Source organism: Collimonas fungivorans, from assembly GCF_001584145.1.
In the GTDB taxonomy this organism is placed as follows: domain Bacteria; phylum Pseudomonadota; class Gammaproteobacteria; order Burkholderiales; family Burkholderiaceae_D; genus Collimonas; species Collimonas fungivorans.
In genome coordinates this window covers 3,471,825-3,486,742 of the sequence record NZ_CP013232.1, presented here as the reverse complement: position 1 = coordinate 3,486,742, position 14,918 = coordinate 3,471,825, and the positions used below count along the sequence as shown (strand labels likewise).

Genomic DNA, 14,918 nt, shown 5'->3' with positions numbered 1-14,918 from the left:
TTTCATTAAAAACACTATCCTTTGCAAGCTCGGCGATGAGCTGCGGTAAAACCCTGGGCAGCAGGGCGGTTGCGCTATTGTTGCGGCGGACGACGGGGATGGTCGACTGGCTGCCAGCTGTCCGGGAAACATGACAGTGGCGCCGGGAAGCCTGGAAACTGCAACCATGATAATACGTTTCGCCACCGCGCATGGCGGACGGCAAAAATGTTGTCATATCGCCATATGTCGCTATACCTCGTGCTGCGCCTGGTTTAGATGTCGGCCTCTGCTTCATTGCCGTGTTCTTCAATCCAGGCCCGGCGCGCCGCGGCTTCTCCCTTGCCCATCAACATGTTGAAGCGGTTTTCCGACGCTTCCAGGTCGAAGTTGCCGAGTGAAACCGGCAGCAGCCTGCGAGTATCCGGATTCATCGTGGTTTCCCACAGCTGCTCGGCATTCATTTCGCCCAGGCCTTTGAAGCGGGAGATGGACCATGCACCGTCCTTGACGCCGTCCTTGCGCAATTTATCTTCAATCGCTTCCAGCTCGCCATCGTCCAGCGCATAGATTTTCTGCGCCGGCTTCTTGCCGCGCGCCGGCGCATCGACCCGGTACAGCGGCGGCCGCGCGATGCAGATGTTGCCGCGGTCTATCAGTTGCGGGAAATGGCGGAAAAACAGCGTCAGCAGCAGAACCTGGATATGCGAACCGTCGACATCCGCATCCGACAAGATGCAGATCTTGCCGTAACGCAGGCCGCTGAAATCGATGGTGTCGGTTTTGCCATGAGGGTCGACGCCGATGGCGACCGCAATATCGTGGATTTCATTGTTGGCGAACAGGCGGTCGCGCTCGGTTTCCCAGGAGTTCAGCACCTTGCCGCGCAGCGGCAGGATCGCCTGGAACTCCTTGTCGCGGCCCATTTTGGCGGAACCGCCGGCGGAATCGCCTTCGACCAGAAACAGTTCGTTGCGGCTGATATCGCTGGATTCGCAATCGGTCAGCTTGCCCGGCAAGACGGCTACCCCGGAAGATTTTTTCTTTTCGACTTTTTGCGCCGAGCGCAAACGGTTCTGGGCTTGCTTGATCACCAGGTCGGCCAGTTTCTTGCCGTATTCGACATGCTGGTTCAGCCACAGCTCCAGCGCCGGCCGGGTATAGGTCGACACCAGCCGCACGGCGTCGCGCGAATTCAGGCGTTCCTTGATCTGGCCCTGGAACTGCGGATCCAGCACCTTGGCCGACAAGACGAAGGAAACGCGCGCAAACACGTCTTCCGGCAGCAGCTTGACGCCCTTGGGCAGCAGCGAATGCATTTCGACGAAACTCTTGACGGCGCCGAACAAGCCTTCGCGCAGGCCCGATTCATGGGTGCCGCCGGCCGAAGTCGGAATCAGGTTGACATAGGATTCGCGCACGATGGCGCCGTCTTCGGTCCAGGCCACCACCCAGGCCGCGCCTTCGCCTTCGGCGAAACCCTCGGCATCGGCATTGGCGTACTGCTCGCCTTCGAACAGCGGGATCAGCGGTTCGGCGTTCGACGACTGCGCCAGCGATTCCATCAGGTAGCCGCGCAAGCCCTGGTCGTATTGCCAGGTCTGGCTGTCGCCGTTCTTGGCGTTGAGCAGCGTGACTTTGACGCCCGGCAGCAACACCGCCTTGGAGCGCAGCAGGCGCTGCAGTTCCGGTTGCGAGATGGCCGGCGAGTCGAAGTATTTCGGATTCGGCCAGGCAGTGACGCGAGTTCCGGATTTCTTGCCGTCTTCGCGGCCGAGCGGGCGCGACTTGAGTTTTTCAATCACGTCGCCGTCGGCGAACACCATATGATGTTCGCCGCCTTCACGCCACACCGTGATTTCCAGGCGCGAGGAGAGGGCGTTGGTGACCGAGACGCCGACCCCGTGCAAGCCGCCGGAAAAAGAGTAGGCGCCGCCGCTGCCCTTGTCGAACTTGCCGCCGGCGTGCAGGCGGGTGAAGACGATTTCCACCGTCGGGACTTTTTCTTCCGGGTGCATGCCGACCGGGATGCCACGGCCGTCGTCCTCGACGCTGACGCTGCCGTCGGTATTCAGGGTCACCAGGATATTCTTGCAGAATCCGCCAAGCGCTTCGTCCGAGGCATTGTCAATCACTTCCTGAATGATATGCAGCGGATTTTCGGTGCGGGTGTACATGCCAGGGCGTTGCTTGACCGGCTCCAGGCCTTTCAGTACACGGATCGACGATTCGCTGTAGTCAGATTGCGGTGATTTTTTGGTTGCCATTCAGATGTGTAGTTTTAAATGTAAATTATTGTTAATTTGGAACTGGTTTGCCATTACGGCAGAGATTACTCGTTATTATCCCTTGCGCATTCTAATGAAAAAGCCGTCCGGTTGCGCAGGCAAGATGCGGTAAAAGAAATATCGCTTGAGGACAGTGGGCTAATGCGCGGATTCAAGGGCTGGTTTTGTTGGCTGCCAGCAAGCGAATGTTGTTGTTTTGCACAGTCCGGTAATAAAAATGAAAGTTAAATAAGGCGCTGCTATCATGGTTTCGCCGATGTTCGTGCAGCAGGGGGCATACAAAAAAATGAAAAATCATAACGTATCATTCGCGATTCGCTTCATCGGCTTTTCCGCCCGCGAAATCAATATTTTCGACGCTACTTTTTCGGTCGAGCAAAATCGCGAGAAGCAATATTTCCGCTTGCCTGCCGACAGCCTGCAGGAGCCGGACCTGTACCTGGTCAACGCTGACGACCTGAAAGCGCTGGCGACCCTGGCCGACATGGAACCCAACAATCTGCGGCCGGCCTTGCTGGTCGGCACGTCTAACGTGGAACTGCCGTTTGCCACCGTCGAGCGGCCGATCCGCTGGCTGAAGCTGTTTGATGCGCTGGATACCTTGATGGAGCGGCGCCAGATCATGTTGGCCAAGCAAAATCCAGCCGATACTGCCTTGGCCAACAACGTGCCGGAACGGCGCCGGCGCGAGCGGCTCGACCTCGACCTGACCGATCCGCAAGAATACGAACGCATGCGCAGCAAGCCGCCGCAAAGCGACCGCATCCTGGTGATCGACAACCAGTCGACGTTCCGCGACGACCTGGCGGTGGCCATGGCGCACCATGTGGTGCCGGTAGAGTGGGCCGGCAATCCGGATGCGGCAGCTGAAGTTTATGCGCGCCAAACCATTTCGGTCGTGCTGATCAATCCGCAGCTGGCCAGCTTCGATCCCTACGATCTGTGCACCATCATCAAGCATCAGCATAAAGATACAAGGATTGCGGTGATCTTCCTGATCGACAAGAATTTTGCCTATGACCATGTGCGGGCGCGGCAGGTGGAGTGCGACGGTTTTCTCAGCCGTCACCTGGAGCAGCCGCAGATCTTGCTGGCCTTGGGGAAATTCCTGTCTTTGCGGCGCTAAGGCCGGCGCTGTTCGTTTGCTGAGTTACTACTGAGTTACTTGCTGAGCAAGCGCATGCCGCGCTCGAGGCCGTCCATGGTCACCGGAAACATGCGGTTGCTCATCAGCTGCCGTATTACTTCGACCGACTGCCGGTACTGCCACAAACCTTCGGGTTCGGGATTGAGCCAGACGAACTTGGGAAAGGCCTTGGTGAAGCGCTGCAGCCATTCGGCGCCAGCTTCTTCATTGTTGTATTCGACCGAACCGCCCGGCTGCAGGATTTCATAGGGGCTCATGGTGGCGTCGCCGACAAAGATCAGCTTGGTGTCCGGCGTGTACTTGCGCAGGATATCCCAGGTCGGGAACCGTTCGGCATGGCGGCGCTGGTTGTTTTTCCACAGGTAGTCGTAGACGCAGTTGTGGAAATAAAAAAATTCCATGTTCTTGAATTCTGTCTTGGCGGCGCTGAACAGCTCTTCGGTGCGGGCGATGTGGTCGTCCATGGTGCCGCCGACATCCAGCAGCATCAATACCTTGATATTGTTCTTGCGCTCAGGCCGCATCTTGATGTCGAGGTAGCCGGCATTGTTAGCCGTGGCGCGTATGGTGTCGTCCAGCGCCAGTTCTTCGGCGACGCCTTCGCGCGCGAACTTGCGCAGGCGGCGCAGGGCGACCTTGATATTGCGCGTGCCCAGTTCGCGCTCGTCGTCGTAGTCGCGGTAGGCGCGCGCATCCCACACCTTGACCGCAGTGCGGTTGCCGCCGCTGCCGCCGATGCGGATGCCCTCCGGATTGCTGCCGCCGTGGCCGAACGGCGACGTGCCGCCGGTGCCTATCCATTTGTTGCCGCCTTCGTGCCGTTCTTTCTGTTCTTCCAGCAATTCCTGCAGGCGGTCCATCAGCTTGTCGTAGCCGAATTTCTCCAGCTGCGCCTGCTGTTCCGGCGACAATTCACGCTTCATGCGCTGGATCAGCCACTCCAGCGGGATCTCGGCGTTTTTCTCGAAGACGCTCTGGATGCCCTTGAAATAGCGGCCGAAAGCCTGGTCGAACTTGTCGAAATGGGCTTCGTCCTTGACCAGCGTGGTGCGCGCCAGATAGTAGAAATTATCGAGCGTGGGCGAAATGACTTTGCGCTGCAGCGCTTCCAGCAGGAGCAGGAATTCCTTGATCGACACCGGAATCTTGGCGTCTTTCAGGGTGAAGAAAAAATCGATCAGCACGGGATTTACCGGTTTTTCCTGGCCATGAACACCAGGCGCTCAAACAGATGCACATCCTGTTCGTTCTTCAGCAGGGCGCCGTGCAGCGGCGGCACCAGCGCCTTGGCGTCGCTGCTGTGCAGGGCTTCCGGCGGGATGTCTTCAGCCAGCAGCAGCTTGAGCCAGTCCAGCAGTTCCGAGGTCGACGGTTTCTTCTTCAGCCCGGCGACGTCGCGCACCTGGTAGAAGGTTTCCAGCGCCTGCGCCAGCAAGTCTTTTTTCAGGTTGGGGAAGTGCACATTGACGATGTCCTGCATGGTCGCCTTGTCCGGGAACTTGATGTAATGGAAGAAACAGCGGCGCAGGAAGGCGTCCGGCAATTCCTTTTCATTGTTCGAGGTAATGATGACCAGCGGCCGGTGCTTGGCGCGCACCATTTCACGTGTTTCATAAACGTAAAATTCCATGCGGTCCAGCTCGCGCAGCAAGTCGTTGGGGAACTCAATGTCTGCTTTGTCGATCTCATCGATCAGCAATACCACTTGTTCGTCTGCATCAAACGCTTGCCACAGGACACCTTTGACGATGTAGTTGTGGATGTCCTTGACCCTGGCGTCTCCCAGCTGCGAATCGCGCAGGCGTGATACGGCGTCGTATTCGTACAAGCCTTGCTGGGCTTTTGTGGTCGACTTGATATGCCATTGCAGCAAGGGCATGTTGAGGGCGGCGGCCACTTCTTCGGCCAGCATGGTTTTGCCGGTGCCCGGCTCGCCCTTGATCAGCAATGGCCGTTGCAGCGTCAGGGCCGCGTTGACTGCCAGTTTCAGGTCGTCGGTAGCGACGTAACTGGGGGAACTTTCAAAACGTGTCTCAGGTCGCATTGTCGTGATGAGGAAGCAATAAGGGAGTAAACAAGGCCGAGTATAAACGAGATGGCCGATTGGCTGGCCCAGGCTCAAAAACGCGCTGTCCTGACAAGACAAGCTCATCCTCACTGTTATCGCATTGTTGTAAAAATAGCCAATGAAAATTCTGTTTCTCCGCCTGCGGGTAATGTGGCGCCGGTTTCGACACGGCGAGCGGCACCTGGAGGCAGATAGCCGGCACCACGCCACCCAGGTCGACGCTTTGATGCGCCGTGCCAATCCATTTTATTCCTGGCAGGAACGCGCCAACTGGATCATCGATATTGTCCAGTGGCTGCGCCACGTCCCTAAAGTTTCCATGCTCGACGACGACGCCAGGTTGCGGGTCAAGCAGCAGCGCCTGCGTTTCCTGCTGGAATGGCTGGACAGCAACCGCGACGTCCGCCGGGTAGTGCAAGCCACATTGCAGAAAACCTTGCGCGAGGCGGCCGGCCCGAGCTGTTTTGCGCCACCGGGCTGCCGCATGAACCGGCGTTCTTCAGTGAGCTGACCGAACACGCGGTGAAGCTGGTGCTGCCGAAACCGCCGTTCGAGGCCGATTTGTCCGCTTTGTTTACTGCCCTGTTTCCAACCCCGGAAGACGCCGACTGGCTGCTGGCCCTGGACAAGCAAAGCGTGGCGCAAATCTGGAAACTGATTGCCGACGACGGCATCGCCCATAGCTACCAGCAGCAGATCGACGAGGCGCTGATCTACCTGGCGGCGACGGTGCTGGCGGACGGCATCAGCAAGGCGTTCCGCCAGAAGCTTGATCCGAAGATGCCTTTGCAGGCAACCCCGTTCATGGTTTTGCGGCGCGAACTGGAAACCTATTTGTATGTCAGCCCGCGCGATGAGGCGGCCTTGCGCAGCGTGCGCATGCTGATTGCCGTATGCCAGGCGCAGACCGACAGGATCTATGCCCATCTTGACGAGCATGGCGTGTCGGTCAGCCTGGTCTACCGGGTCGAACGCATGCGCGCGCAGCTGACGCGGATGGCGCTGCTGACCGACCTGCGCTCCGTGATTTACAGCAACGGTGCAGCAAGCCAGGATGCCGAGACGGGCGCCGGGCAACCGGGTGCCGGGCAGATCCAGGCTCTGCTGGGCGACCTGATCGCGGCGCATCATCAGCGCTCATCGGTGCGTGGACTGATACAGCGCAGTTTCTCTTTGCTGGCGCGCAAGATGGTTGAGCGCAACGCCGATCATGGCGAACATTACATCGCCCGCGACAGCAAGGAATACCGCGCCATGCTGAAAGCTGCCGGGCGCGGCGGCGTCATCACGGCGTTTACCGTGCTCGGCAAGTCTCTGGTATCGGCGGTCGGCGCGGCGCGATTCTTCGAGGGGATCTTCGCTTCCCTCAATTATGCCGTCAGCTTCATGGCGATTTCCGCCGTCGGCGGCGTGCTGGCCACCAAGCAGCCGGCGGTGACGGCGCCGGTGCTGGCCTCCAAGATGGGACAGCTGGATACGGTAGAGGGCCTGCGCGCCTTGCTGGGCGAAATCGCCTTGCTGCTGCGTTCGCAAGCGGCGGCGGTGTTCGGCAACCTGATGGGAGTGGTACCCGTGATGCTGCTGATTTCCGGCGCCATCATGCTGGCCACCGACGCGCCGATGATGACGGCCGAGCATGCCAGCGCCAGCCTGCACAGCCTGTCGGTGATCGGGCCGACGCCCTTGTTTGCCGCCTTCACCGGGATCTTGCTGTGGCTGTCGAGCCTGGTCTCGGGTTTTGCCGACAACTGGTTTGCCCTGCGCCGCCTGCGCGAAGCGCTGACCCACCAGCGACGCCTGGTGTTCGTGCTGGGAGCGATGCGGGCCGAACGCTGGGCTGCCTGGCTGGACCGCAACGTGGCGCAGATTGCCGGTAATGTCTCGCTCGGCCTGCTGCTGGGGATGACGCCGGTGCTGGCGCAGTTCTTCGGCTTGCCGCTGGATGTGCGCCATGTGACGCTGGCCACCGGCTCGCTGACCGCCGCCGCCAGCAGCCTGGGCTGGGAAGTGCTGGCGGCGCCGCAATTCTGGCTGGCGGTAGCCGGGATAGCCAGCATCGCTGTATTGAATGTCGGCGTCTCGTTTGCCTGCGCGCTGACCCTGGCTTTGCGCGCGCGCGATGTGCCGGCGCGCATCCGGCGTCTGGTGTTCCGGGCGGTGCTGCGCCGTTTCAGCGCCTCGCCGCGTTCTTTCCTGTTCCCCGAGCGGCCGGCGGTTGCTGCGGCAGCGGTTGTCCCGCAGGCCGATACGGCCGCGGCCCACAGCATCGGCGGCGATCCCGCCGAGCCCGTTTCGCCGTCGGAGGCGTCCCCTTGCGGCAACGCCAGCCCGGCAGCCGCCACGGCTGAAACGGCCGCTGCACCCGCCTGGCGGCGGCAGCGCCGGCAAAAGCGGGTCAAACCAGTGGAAATTGATAGCCCGAGCCCCGCAAATGCCGCGATTTTGGCATTGGCGGGCGTGGACTGTGCCTGTTTCTTGGGGTAAAATTAGCCGGTTTTGGTGTAGGGTAGCGACGGCAGTTGGCGTCGGGCAGGGCTACCTTGGCAGTAAGTGCCCAATGAATGCCGCAGTATATGCAGCAAGGCGTATGGAGTATATCTGTTGCCCGCGCTGTATTTCCTGCAGTATTTGAGGCAATATTCGCGGCAAGTTCGCAGTAAAAGGGACAGGAAAACCGTATTAAGCGGCGCAGGGGCGGCGGGAGACACGCAGCCTGGACACGCGGCAGGTTTTTCATGGTTCCTTAAACCGGTTTCGCTACAAATTACCCAGCTAATATGAAAAAACTAATTGCACTTCTCGCGCTCGCGAGTCTTGCCAACCTGGCCGCAGCCGCGGACGTGGTAGGCAACGCCAAGGCAGCTGAAAACAAGGTATCGATGTGTATCGGCTGCCACGGTATTCCCGGCTATAAAGCTACCTTCCCGGAAGTCTATCAAGTGCCCATGCTTGGCGGCCAGTCTGCGCAATATATTCAGAATGCGCTGGCAGCTTATAAAAAGGGCGATCGCAAGATGCCAACCATGCGCGGTATCGCAGCCAGCCTGTCCGATCAGGACATGGCCGATATTGCGGCATATTATTCGCAGCAGAAATAAGGGACCCACATAATGAAAAAGATTTTTTCTGGCGTGGTGTTTCTGCTTTCCGCCACATTCCTGAATGCCCACGCAGCGGGGAATATCGCAGCAGGTGCTGCAGCTGCGAAAAAATATGCTTGCGCTTCCTGCCACGGCGCCGATTTTCACAGCCCGACCACTCCGGATATTCCGCGCCTGGCCGGTCAGCATCAGGATTACCTGCAGCACGCCCTGATTGCCTACCAGCGCGGCGGCGATGGTCCGAACGGCCGTAACAATGCGGTCATGGGCGGGGTGGCGAAAACGCTGTCGCATCAGGAAATACAGGATATCGCGGCCTACCTGCACAGCTTGCCGACGACCTTGGTGCTGCGCAAATAAGATTCATCCGTTACGGACAAAACAGCGGACAAAAACCACGCAATGATTGTTGCGTGGTTTTTTTTCACCTGTCCGCAGGAAAGTGCAGCTTGAATACAGTCATCTGGTCCGCGCTGCGGCTCAGTTCGACCCGGCCGCCATGCAGTTTCATGATCGACTGCACGATGGCCAGCCCAAGCCCGGCCGAGGAGGCCGAATCGCTGCGCGCCGGATCGGCCCGGTAGAAACGGTCAAACAGTCTCGGGACGGCCGAATCCGCTATCTGCGGACCGGGATTGCTGACGCTGATCACGGTTTCCTGTCCGGCCTGCGCCGCTCCCAGCACAATCGTTTGTCCTGCCGCGGTATAGCGGATCGCATTGGCGACCAGGTTGCTGATCGCGCGCCGCAACAGCATGGCGTCTGCCCGTATGCTGCCGGAGGCGGCGATTTCCAGGCGGACGCCGCTGTCCTCCGCTACTCCTTCAAAGTAGTCGGCGATGCGTTCCAGCTCCAGTTGGCAGTCGAGCTGGCCGAAGGCGACCGCGACATGCGCATGGTCGGCGCGCGCCAGGAACAGCATATTGTCGAGCATGCGCGCCAGCCGTTCGTACTCTTCCACGTTGGATACCAGCAGCCCTTGGTATTCTTCGGGCAAACGCGGTTGCGCCAGCGCCACCTGGGTCTGCACCATCAGGTTGTTGATCGGCGTGCGCAGGTCGTGCGCGAGGTCGGCAGAAAACTGCGACAGGCGCTGGAAGCTGTCGTGCAGCCGGTCCAGCATGCCGTTGAAGGCGACCACCAGCTGCTGCAATTCATATGGCGCACTGGCGACGTCCAGTCCGCGGTCCAGGCGCTGCGCGGTGATGGAATGCGCCTGCTGCGCAATCAGGCGGGCAGGGCGCAAGCCGCGCCGCACCAGCACATAACCCAGCAAGGCTGCCAGGATTGCGCCAGACAGCGCCGCGCCGAGTATCTGCTGGCGGTAGCTGGCCAGCATGGCGATACTGTCGCTGGTATTGTGGGCGACGATGATCTGCATTTTTTCGCCGCTGTTGTCGATGCTGGCCCAGAGCGCTGTCGCCCTTACCGGCAGGCCGGCCGAGGTGCGCAGGTTCTGCCGGGATTTTTCATCGGGCACCTGGCCGGCGGCAGTCATCGGCAGCGCAGGCAGGCTGCCGGCTTCGGGCCGGGTGTCGAGCAGCGGCGCGCCGTCGGCGCTGCGCAGTATCAGCAGCAGGTCGTCGTGGCCGAGCGTGGCGTCCATGAATGAGTGCGGATCGTCGCGTATCGCCTGCACTGACCTGGCTTTGGCTGCGAGGTGGCGCATCAGGGTGATTTTTCCCATCAGCTCCTGGTCGTCATGGTGTTCCAGCTGGCGCGCCAGCGAATAATACAGATAGCTGCCGACCATGGTAAACGTGAGCAGGGTCGCCAGCGCAAACAGCAGCGCCAGGCGGACGGTCAGCGAGCGCGGCGCCTGCAGCCTCAAGTCCGGTCCTCCAGCACGTAGCCCATGCCGCGCACGGTATGGATCAGCGGCGGGGCATACGGTTCGTCGATCTTGATGCGCAGGCGCCGTATGGCGACGTCGACGACGTTGGTGTCGCTGTCGAAATTCATGTCCCACACCTGCGACGCAATCAGCGAGCGCGACAATACTTCCGACTGGCGTTTGGCCATCAGGTGCAGCAGGGAAAATTCCTTGGTGGTGAGGTCGATGCGTTCGCCGTTACGCGTGACGCGCCGTTTCATGACGTCGATTTCCATGTCGGCGATGTGCAGCAGGTCGGATTCGCGGATCGGCCCGCGCCGCAGCAGGGTGCGGATCCTTGCCACCAGTTCGGCAAATGCGAAAGGCTTCACCAGGTAGTCGTCGGCGCCCAGCTCCAGGCCCTTGATGCGGTCGTCGACTTCGTCGCGCGCGGTCAGGAACAGCACCGGCGTCGAATGGGTCTTGCGCAGCTCGCTGATCACCAGCCAGCCGTCCATGCCGGGCAGCATGACGTCCAGCACGATCAGGTCATAGTCTTCCGTGGTGGCGCAGTGCAGGCCATCGGTGCCGGTGCGGACCCAGTCGACCACATAACCTGATTCGCTCAATCCCTTGCGCAGGTATTCGCCCGCCTTGGGCTCGTCTTCCACCAACAGGATGCGCATATATCACCCTTCTGCTTGCGTGTGTTGTTGCTGCGAGTTACAGCTGATTACTGGCGATTATCTTACAGAACCCGGCAGCGGTGGATTACAAAAGCGTAATCCAGCCGTCACCTTCCGGTTTCCGTCCCCTTTCTACACTTGGTTCAACGATGCAGCCCAGGCGGTTCTGCAAATGGCGGCATCGTTGAATCCTTTCTTAATTTCCTGGAGGTTGAAATGAACGCTAAACAATTATTTACCGTACTGACTCTGATCACGGCCAGCGGTGTCGCACTGGCGCAGGCGCCTGCTGCAGACAAGCCGGCAGCGCCGGCCAAAGCCGAAGCAACAAAGGAGGCGGGCAAGAGCAAGTCCGGCAAGCACGACCATAAGCAGGATGGTCCGAAAAAATCGATTTACTCCGGCGCCTGAACGTAGGCCTTCTCGCCCATTACTCCGACGCAGCTGCCGCGCTGATACAGCCGGCTGGCCGCTGGGGTGTTCCCAGATGAATAGGAGATGCAGATGAATATCAAGCAAATGTCCGTCGTTGTTGTTCTGTTGGCTGCTGCCGGCAGCGTCATGGCGCAGTCCTCGGCGCAGTCTTCGGCACCAGCAGCAGGCAAGACCCGCGCCGAAGTCGTGCGCGAACTCGAGCAGGCGCGGGCCGCGGGCCAGATGTCGGTGGGAAATGCCCAGTACCCGAAGACGCCCGACGGCGGCAGCAAGGGCGGCATGGCGGCTCCTTCGAAGCCGGTGACAGACGAATCGCACCAGAAGATCGCCCCGGTTTATGCCGGTCATTGATTCATGCGGCAGGTTTCATGGCGCGGGTCTGGCGACCCGCCTGCCATGCGGGTTGACACAGCTGTCAGTTGTTTTGAAGGGGAGTAGTCATGTATAAGCTTTTCTTGCCGCTCGGCCTGGCGGTACTGGCCTGCCAGCCCCAGCTATCCTTGGCGCAGGAAGCAAAACCGGCGGCCGCGCCGCCGGCCATCAATTACAGGCTGCCGCCGCTCAAGAGCAGCGATGCCGGCAGCAAACTGACGCTGGAGCAAGCGCTGGCGCAGGCATTCAAGAGCAATCCGGAACTGGCCGCGGCGGTGCTTGAGGTTGCCGCAGTCGACGCTTCCGTTTTACAAGCCGGCGCCAGGCCCAATCCAGAACTCTCGACCTTGCTGGAAGACACCCGCAAGGCGACCCGGACTACCACCATACAACTGAACCAGGCGCTGGAGCTGGGTGGTAAACGCGGCGCGCGGATCGCCGCTGCGGAAAAGGGACGGGATACGGCCAATGCTGACCTGCTTGCCAAACGCGCCGACATACAAGCTGCAGTAGTTGCGGCATATTTTGCGGTGCTGGAAGCACAGGAGAATCTGCAGCTGCTGCGCAGCTCGCAGCAGCTGGCGCAACGGGCTACCGCGCTCACCGCGAAACGGGTTATCGCCGGCAAGGTGGCGCCGATCGAAGAGACCAAGGCGCGCGTCGCCGAGGCTGGTGTCGAGGTCGATCTGCAGCAGGCCGACAGTACGCTGAATATCGCGCGCCGGCGCCTGGCAGCCACCTGGGGCGACAGCAGCCTCGCTTTTTCGGCTGTCGACGGCGAAATAAACAAGCTGCCGGCGCTACCCGCATTCGATTCATTGCAGGCGCGCCTGCGGAATTCCCCGGCGTATGCCAGGGCGCGGCTGGAAGTGGAACGTCGCCAGGCCCTGGCAGAGCTGGAGCGCAGTCGCCGGATTCCCGATGTTACCGTCAGCATCGGCAGCAAACGGGCGGAGGAAGTCGGGCGCAATCAGATGATTTTCGGCCTGTCGATTCCCATCCCGGTGTTTGATGCCAACCAGGGCAACCTGCTGGAAGCGCTGCGCCGCGCCGACAAGGCGCGCGACGAACAGAAAAGCGCCGAGCTGCGCCTCGATGGCGAACTGGCGGATGCCTATGAGCGATTGAAGCTGGGGCGTCAGCAAGTGGCGGCGCTGCAGGACGAAATCCTGCCGGCCGCACAGAAAACCTACGACATCACCACTAAGGGATTCGAGCTCGGAAAATTCAGTTTCCTGGAAGTGCTGGATGCGCAGCGTGTGCTGTTCCAGGCGAAGTCACAGACTCTGCGTGCACTCGCGGATACCCATCGCGCCGCCACCGAAATCGAACGCGTGGCGGGGAGCCTACCCTCGGCCGACTCCTCGCAGTCAGCTTCGCGGTTAGCTTATTAACCAGCCTATCAATCAGCTTATGAAGCAGCCAACATGAAAATCAATTTAAGCAAAAGCAAAGCTATCGCGGCCGGCATAGCGACGATTGTCGCGCTGGTCGCCGCGGGCATGTACTTGAGTGCGGGCAGCAATGGTGGCGATAAGCCGGAAGAGCGCACGCACCGGGAAGCCGCCGCGCACGCCGATACCGAACACCATGGTGAAAAGTCATCCGAGAAACACGGCCACGACAGCCAGCATGCGGACGGCGAACACCACCCGGTGGCAAGCACTGGTCCGCACGGCGGAAAAATGTACGCCAAGGACAAGCTGGCGCTGGAAGTGAAGATGCTCGAAGCAGCGGGTGAAGCGCGCCTGCAGGTCTGGCTGTTCAATGACGGTAAACCGCTGGCGCCGGATGCAGCCAGGCTGGGGCTGGTGCTGACCAGGCCGGATGGCGAAGTCCAGAAAATCGGCTTCGCGCCGGAAAAGGATTTCCTCAAAAGCGCTCTGCCGATAGCTGAACCGCACGTATTCGACGCCAAGCTACAGCTGCAATATGGCAACCAGTCCATGCAAGCCGGATTTGCTCAGGAAGAAGGCAAGATCGAACTGGACCAGGCCCAGGTCGCCGCCAGCGGCGTCAAACTTGAAAACGCCGGTCCCGCCAAGGTGAAGACTTCAGTCACCTTGCCGGGAGAAATTCGCTTTAACGAAGACAAGACCGCCCACGTGGTGCCGCGCCTGGAAGGGGTGGTAGAGCAGGTCGCGGTCAGCCTCGGCCAGCAGGTGAAGAAGGGGCAGCTGCTGGCGGTGATTGCCAGCACCGGCCTGGCGGAGCAGCGTAGCGAATTGCTGGCGGCGCAGAAGCGCTTCACGTTTGCGCGCACTACCTATGAGCGCGAAAAAAAGCTGTGGGAAGAAAAGATATCCGCGGAACAGGATTACCAGCAAGCACGGCAAGTCATGAGCGAGGCTGAAATCGCCCTGCAGAATGCGCGCCAGAAACTCAATGTGCTGGGCACCGGCGTCGGCGCCGGCAATCCTGGGGCCTTGAACCGTTATGAAATCCGGGCCCCGTTCAATGGCCTGGTGACGGAGAAACACATCGCGCTGGGCGAGGCGGTGGCGGCCAACGCCAGCATTTTCACGATCTCCGACCTGTCGACCGTGTGGGCCGAGATCATCGTGCCGGCCAAGGACCTGAACCTGGTGCGGCTGGGCGAAAAGGTCAAGATCAGCGCCACCGCCTTCGAGTCGAAGGCCAGCGGCAGCATTTCCTATGTCGGCGCCTTGCTTGGCGAACAGACCCGCACCGCCAAGGCGCGTGTCACCTTGGCTAATCCGGACATGGCCTGGCGGCCGGGCTTGTTTGTTAATGTCGAGGTGGTTTCCAGCGATGCCGAAGTAGCGGTGGCGGTGCAGCCGCAGGCGATACAGAGCGTGGACGACAAGCAGGTAGTGTTTGTCCGCATCGCCGACGGTTTCATGGTGCAGCCGGTGAGCATCGGCCGCGCTGACAGCCAGCACGTGGAGATCGTCAAGGGACTCAAGCCGGGCGCGCGCTATGCGGCTGACGGCAGTTTCATTCTCAAATCGGAACTCGGCAAGAGCAGCGCCGAGCACGCCCACTGATGCAGCAAAGGATCCGATCCC

12 protein-coding genes and 1 pseudogene are annotated in these 14,918 nt (G+C 60.4%); 8 read left to right on the top strand and 5 right to left on the bottom strand.

Annotation, left to right across the window (positions count from 1 at the left end; all coding sequences use genetic code 11):
- Positions 1-254 precede the first annotated feature (254 nt).
- Entirely contained in the window at positions 255-2,246 is a 1,992-nt protein-coding gene (locus CFter6_RS14890) for a DNA topoisomerase IV subunit B (protein ID WP_061540598.1), read from the bottom strand.
- A gap of 307 nt (positions 2,247-2,553) precedes the next feature.
- Between CFter6_RS14890 and CFter6_RS14885 the strand changes: the two genes are divergently transcribed.
- Entirely contained in the window at positions 2,554-3,393 is an 840-nt protein-coding gene (locus tag CFter6_RS14885; protein ID WP_167351397.1) for a response regulator, read from the top strand.
- A 35-nt stretch (positions 3,394-3,428) separates the two neighbouring features.
- On the opposite strand, the gene CFter6_RS14880 is transcribed toward CFter6_RS14885, so the two are convergent.
- Both CFter6_RS14880 and CFter6_RS14875 read right to left on the bottom strand, forming a co-directional pair.
- Entirely contained in the window at positions 3,429-4,598 is a 1,170-nt protein-coding gene (locus tag CFter6_RS14880; RefSeq protein ID WP_061540596.1) for a vWA domain-containing protein, read from the bottom strand.
- A gap of 5 nt (positions 4,599-4,603) precedes the next feature.
- Positions 4,604-5,458, bottom strand: a complete 855-nt coding sequence (locus tag CFter6_RS14875) for an AAA family ATPase (protein ID WP_061540595.1) — start codon at positions 5,456-5,458, stop codon at positions 4,604-4,606.
- Between the two features lie 142 nt (positions 5,459-5,600).
- Here CFter6_RS14875 and CFter6_RS14870 point away from each other — a divergent pair.
- From CFter6_RS14870 to CFter6_RS14860, 3 genes and pseudogenes are all read left to right on the top strand, one after another.
- Positions 5,601-7,966, top strand: a pseudogene (locus CFter6_RS14870) (site-specific recombinase).
- Positions 7,967-8,259: 293 nt separating this feature from the next.
- Entirely contained in the window at positions 8,260-8,580 is a 321-nt protein-coding gene (locus CFter6_RS14865; RefSeq protein WP_014006510.1) for a c-type cytochrome, read from the top strand.
- Positions 8,581-8,592: 12 nt separating this feature from the next.
- The gene (locus CFter6_RS14860; protein WP_061540594.1) at positions 8,593-8,943 is read left to right on the top strand and encodes a c-type cytochrome; all 351 of its coding nucleotides are present in this window, start codon (positions 8,593-8,595) and stop codon (positions 8,941-8,943) included.
- 64 nt (positions 8,944-9,007) lie between these two features.
- On the opposite strand, the gene CFter6_RS14855 is transcribed toward CFter6_RS14860, so the two are convergent.
- Together CFter6_RS14855 and CFter6_RS14850 are read right to left on the bottom strand one after the other, a co-directional pair.
- Positions 9,008-10,414: a heavy metal sensor histidine kinase gene (locus CFter6_RS14855; RefSeq protein ID WP_061540593.1), complete on the bottom strand. Its 1,407-nt coding sequence runs from the start codon at positions 10,412-10,414 to the stop codon at positions 9,008-9,010.
- Positions 10,411-11,082 (bottom strand): heavy metal response regulator transcription factor, encoded by a 672-nt coding sequence (locus tag CFter6_RS14850; RefSeq protein ID WP_061540592.1) that lies wholly within the window; start codon positions 11,080-11,082, stop codon positions 10,411-10,413. Before CFter6_RS14850 ends, CFter6_RS14855 begins: the two co-directional genes overlap by 4 nt.
- A 216-nt stretch (positions 11,083-11,298) precedes the next feature.
- Between CFter6_RS14850 and CFter6_RS14845 the strand changes: the two genes are divergently transcribed.
- The 4 genes from CFter6_RS14845 to CFter6_RS14830 all read left to right on the top strand — a co-directional run bounded on the left by CFter6_RS14845 (position 11,299) and on the right by CFter6_RS14830 (position 14,897).
- Positions 11,299-11,493, top strand: a complete 195-nt coding sequence (locus CFter6_RS14845; RefSeq protein WP_061540591.1) for a hypothetical protein — start codon at positions 11,299-11,301, stop codon at positions 11,491-11,493.
- 93 nt (positions 11,494-11,586) lie between these two features.
- Positions 11,587-11,868 carry a DUF4148 domain-containing protein gene (locus CFter6_RS14840; RefSeq protein WP_061540590.1) on the top strand — a complete coding sequence of 94 codons (282 nt, stop codon included), beginning with the start codon at positions 11,587-11,589 and terminating at the stop codon, positions 11,866-11,868.
- 89 nt (positions 11,869-11,957) lie between these two features.
- The gene (locus CFter6_RS14835) at positions 11,958-13,283 is read left to right on the top strand and encodes a TolC family protein (RefSeq protein WP_061540589.1); all 1,326 of its coding nucleotides are present in this window, start codon (positions 11,958-11,960) and stop codon (positions 13,281-13,283) included.
- Positions 13,284-13,316: 33 nt separating this feature from the next.
- Positions 13,317-14,897 (top strand): efflux RND transporter periplasmic adaptor subunit, encoded by a 1,581-nt coding sequence (locus tag CFter6_RS14830; RefSeq protein WP_061540588.1) that lies wholly within the window; start codon positions 13,317-13,319, stop codon positions 14,895-14,897.
- The last annotated feature ends 21 nt before the right edge of the window (positions 14,898-14,918 follow it).

Excerpts from the sequence above, each read along its gene's own strand:
- CFter6_RS14830 (WP_061540588.1), top strand. The coding sequence starts at position 13,317 with ATGAAAATCAATTTAAGCAAAAGCAAAGCTATCGCGGCCGGCATAGCG.
- CFter6_RS14890 (WP_061540598.1), bottom strand. The coding sequence starts at position 2,246 with ATGGCAACCAAAAAATCACCGCAATCTGACTACAGCGAATCGTCGATC.
- CFter6_RS14885 (WP_167351397.1), top strand. The coding sequence starts at position 2,554 with ATGAAAAATCATAACGTATCATTCGCGATTCGCTTCATCGGCTTTTCC.
- CFter6_RS14840 (WP_061540590.1), top strand. The coding sequence starts at position 11,587 with ATGAATATCAAGCAAATGTCCGTCGTTGTTGTTCTGTTGGCTGCTGCC.
- CFter6_RS14860 (WP_061540594.1), top strand. The coding sequence starts at position 8,593 with ATGAAAAAGATTTTTTCTGGCGTGGTGTTTCTGCTTTCCGCCACATTC.
- CFter6_RS14865 (WP_014006510.1), top strand. The coding sequence starts at position 8,260 with ATGAAAAAACTAATTGCACTTCTCGCGCTCGCGAGTCTTGCCAACCTG.
- CFter6_RS14875 (WP_061540595.1), bottom strand. The coding sequence starts at position 5,458 with ATGCGACCTGAGACACGTTTTGAAAGTTCCCCCAGTTACGTCGCTACC.
- CFter6_RS14845 (WP_061540591.1), top strand. The coding sequence starts at position 11,299 with ATGAACGCTAAACAATTATTTACCGTACTGACTCTGATCACGGCCAGC.
- CFter6_RS14835 (WP_061540589.1), top strand. The coding sequence starts at position 11,958 with ATGTATAAGCTTTTCTTGCCGCTCGGCCTGGCGGTACTGGCCTGCCAG.
- CFter6_RS14850 (WP_061540592.1), bottom strand. The coding sequence starts at position 11,082 with ATGCGCATCCTGTTGGTGGAAGACGAGCCCAAGGCGGGCGAATACCTG.